Annotated in this window: 3 protein-coding genes; 2 read left to right on the forward strand and 1 reads right to left on the reverse strand. The window is 71.4% G+C overall.

Annotated features, from left to right (window positions below; translation table 11 throughout):
- Positions 1 to 128 precede the first annotated feature (128 nt).
- The gene (locus tag AX690_RS19475) at positions 129 to 311 is read right to left on the reverse strand and encodes a DUF1328 family protein (RefSeq protein ID WP_066684701.1); all 183 of its coding nucleotides are present in this window, start codon (positions 309 to 311) and stop codon (positions 129 to 131) included.
- 107 nt (positions 312 to 418) lie between these two features.
- Here AX690_RS19475 and cobT point away from each other — a divergent pair, with 107 nt between their 5' ends.
- The gene (gene cobT / locus AX690_RS19480; RefSeq protein WP_066684712.1) at positions 419 to 2,347 is read left to right on the forward strand and encodes a cobaltochelatase subunit CobT; all 1,929 of its coding nucleotides are present in this window, start codon (positions 419 to 421) and stop codon (positions 2,345 to 2,347) included.
- A partial coding sequence (locus AX690_RS19485; RefSeq protein ID WP_066730524.1) for an esterase-like activity of phytase family protein occupies positions 2,344 to 3,204 on the forward strand: 861 nt, incomplete at its 3' end. The genes cobT and AX690_RS19485, both read left to right, overlap by 4 nt.

Here is a 3,204-nt window from a genome sequence, read left to right on the forward strand (position 1 = left end):
GCTCCCCCGCGATGCGGGGGAGCTGTCGCGGAGCGACTGAGGGGGCTAACGCGGCTTAGGCCCAGTTCGCCCCCTCCGGCCCTCCGGGCCACCTCCCCCGCATCGCGGGGGAGGATCTTGATTGAACCCTACTTCGGCCCCGCCACGGTCTTGAACACCGTGGCGCCCAGCACCAGCACGATCACGAAGCCGATCAGGAACAGGAAGAACAGCAGCTTCGCGACGCCCGCCGCCGCGCCGGCGACGCCAGTGAAGCCCAAGGCGCCGGCGATGATGGCGACGATGGCGAGGATGATGGCCCATTTGAGCATGACGGTTTCCCTCCTTGAGCGCCGAAACGGCGCGTTCGGAAAATCAACGCCCCCTCACCGCGCGGCGTTCCTTGTCTTCGCCGCCCGACGCCGGTAACCCAGACGCCATGGTCTCCAAGCCCGAAAGCCCGACCGAACCCTTCAAGCGCGCCCTGGCCCACGCGGCCCGCTCACTCGCCGAGACGCCTGACCTGGAGGTCGTGTTCTCGGGCGATGGTCCGCAGCTGCTGGGCAATCGGGCCGTGCTGCCGCATCCGCCCCGCGACCTGTCGGGCAAGGAGGCCGCGCGCATCCGGGGCCTCGCCGACCAGATGGCCCTGCGCCTGGCCCACCACGACCCGGTCGCCCACGCCCGCGCCCGTCCCGCCTCGCCCGACGGCCAGGCCGCCTTCGAGGCGATCGAGCAGGCGCGGCTGGAGGCGATCGGCGCCAACGCCCTGGGCGGCGTGCGGGCCAACCTGACCGCCGCCCTCGAGACCCGCCTGGAGAAGCAGGGCCTGACCCGCGCGGTGGCCACCGACACCCAGTCCGCGCCCATGGCCGAGATCCTGGGCCTGCTGGTCCGCGAGCGCCTGACCGGCGACGCGCCCCCGGACGGCGCCAAGGCCCTGGTCGACATCCTGCGGGCCGACATCGAGGCCCGGGCCGGCAAGGACCTCGACCGCCTCGCCGCCGCCATCGACGACCAGGCCGCCTTCGCCCGCGTCAGCCGCGACATCCTCCGCGACCTGGACCTCGGCGAGGAGATGGCCGACGCCACCGACAGCGCCGACGAGGACGACGGCGACGAGGACGACTCCCCGACCGAGGGCTCGGACGACGAACAGGGCGAGGGCGAAGGCGAACAGCCCGAAGGCTCCTCCCCGCAGGAAAGCGAGTCTTCGGACCGCGAGTCCGAGGCCGGCGACGAGGAGATGGTCCAGTCCGACCAGGACGGCGAGGTCGAGGAGACCGACGAGGCGCCCGACATGGGCGACGGCGCCAAGCCCGCCCGCCCCGATCCCGGTTCGGCCCAGGGCGGCGAGCCGCTGTACAAGATCTTCACGACCGAGTTCGACGAGATCGTCCAGGCCGAGGACCTGTGCGACGCCGAGGAATTGACGCGCCTGCGGGCCTATCTCGACCAGCAGCTCTCGGCCCTTTCCAGCGTTGTCTCGCGCCTGGCCAACAAGCTGCAGCGCCGCCTGCTGGCCCAGCAGAACCGCGCCTGGACCTTCGATCTCGAGGAAGGGATGCTGGACGTCGCCCGCCTGACGCGGGTGATCATCGACCCGACCGCGCCGCTGTCCTTCAAGCAGGAGGAGGACCAGGAGTTCCGCGACACGGTCGTGACCCTGCTGATCGACAATTCCGGCTCGATGCGCGGGCGGCCGATCATGGTGGCGGCGATCTGCGCCGACATCCTGGCGCGCACGCTGGAGCGCTGCGGGGTCAAGACCGAGGTGCTGGGCTTCACCACGCGCGCCTGGAAGGGCGGCTCCAGCCGCGACGCCTGGATCAAGGCCGGCAAGCCCGCCGCGCCGGGCCGCCTGAACGACCTGCGCCACATCGTCTACAAGGCCGCCGACGCGCCTTGGCGCCGGGCCCGCAAGAACCTGGGCCTGATGATGCGCGAGGGTCTTCTGAAGGAGAACATCGACGGCGAGGCCCTGATGTGGGCGCACCAGCGCCTGATCGGTCGGCCCGAAGCTCGCCGCATTCTGATGGTGATCTCCGACGGCGCGCCGGTGGACGACAGCACCCTGAGCGTCAATTCGGGTCACTATCTGGAGCGCCACTTGCGCCAGGTCATCGCCGAGATCGAGGGCAAGAGCCCCGTCGAGCTGATCGCCATCGGCATCGGCCACGACGTCACGCGCTACTACCGCCGCGCCGTCACCATCGTCGATGTCGAGCAGTTGGGCGGCGTGCTGGTCGAGCAGCTGGCGGCCCTGTTCGAGGAAGAGCCGCGCCAGATCGCCCGGACGCGCGGCCTGCTCGCGCCGCTTCCGGTGGTTACGCCGCAGGCCGCCAAGCCCGCCAGGACGCCCGCGTGAGGGCTCGGCTGGCGCTGAGCTTGGCCCTGGCCGGCGGCGTGCTCGCCGGCTGCGCCGAGCACGCCGCGCCGCCGCCCGTCATTCCGGCCGCGCCGGTCAAGGCCGGACCCGAGATCACCGTCGTCGCCACGCCCATCCCGATGGACGCGGCCGACCCGAGCAAGGTCTCGGCCGAGGGCGGCTTCACCTATGCCGGCGGCCTGGTGCTTACGAGCTCCGACACCACGCGCCTGCACGGCCTGTCGGATCTGCGGATCGGAGCCGGCGACGTGCTGACCGCGATCAGCGACAACGGCGATGTCTTCGAGGCCAAGATCCAGCTGGACGCCGCCGGACGCCTGGCGGGCCTGACCGGCGGCAAGCTGTTCCCGTTGCGCGGGCTCGACGGCCAGCCCTTGCAGGGCAAGCGTGACGCCGACGCCGAAGGCCTGGCGGTCATGCCCAACGGCGACCGTCTGGTCAGCTTCGAGCGCGACCACCGCATCTGGCTGTATCCGGCGCAGACCGACGGCGGCTGGGGAACGCCGCGCCCCGCCCCCAAGCCCTCCACGATCCTCCCGGATAACGAAGGCATGGAAGCCCTGTCCGCCTATCCGGCCGCGGGTCCAGACGCCTATCTGGTCGGCGGGGAGGAGGGCGAGGTGTGGCTCTGCCGCCTGTCGGCCGACTGCAAGTCGCTGCCGCCGCAGTCGGGGCCGGACTTTACCTGGGGCCTGACCGCCTTCGCGCCGTTCCAGGGGACGGCGGTCGCCACCCTGCATCGCGGCTATGACCCGATCCGCGGCTGGCGGAGCATCGTGCGGTTCATCTCGGACCCCACCCTGCCCCTGTCTCTTATACACATCTCCGAGCCCACG

Origin of the sequence: Caulobacter sp. CCH9-E1, from assembly GCF_001556515.1 — a bacterium.
Classification (GTDB): Bacteria; Pseudomonadota; Alphaproteobacteria; order Caulobacterales; family Caulobacteraceae; genus Caulobacter.

Excerpts from the sequence above, each read along its gene's own strand:
- cobT (WP_066684712.1), top strand. The coding sequence starts at position 419 with ATGGTCTCCAAGCCCGAAAGCCCGACCGAACCCTTCAAGCGCGCCCTG.
- AX690_RS19475 (WP_066684701.1), bottom strand. The coding sequence starts at position 311 with ATGCTCAAATGGGCCATCATCCTCGCCATCGTCGCCATCATCGCCGGC.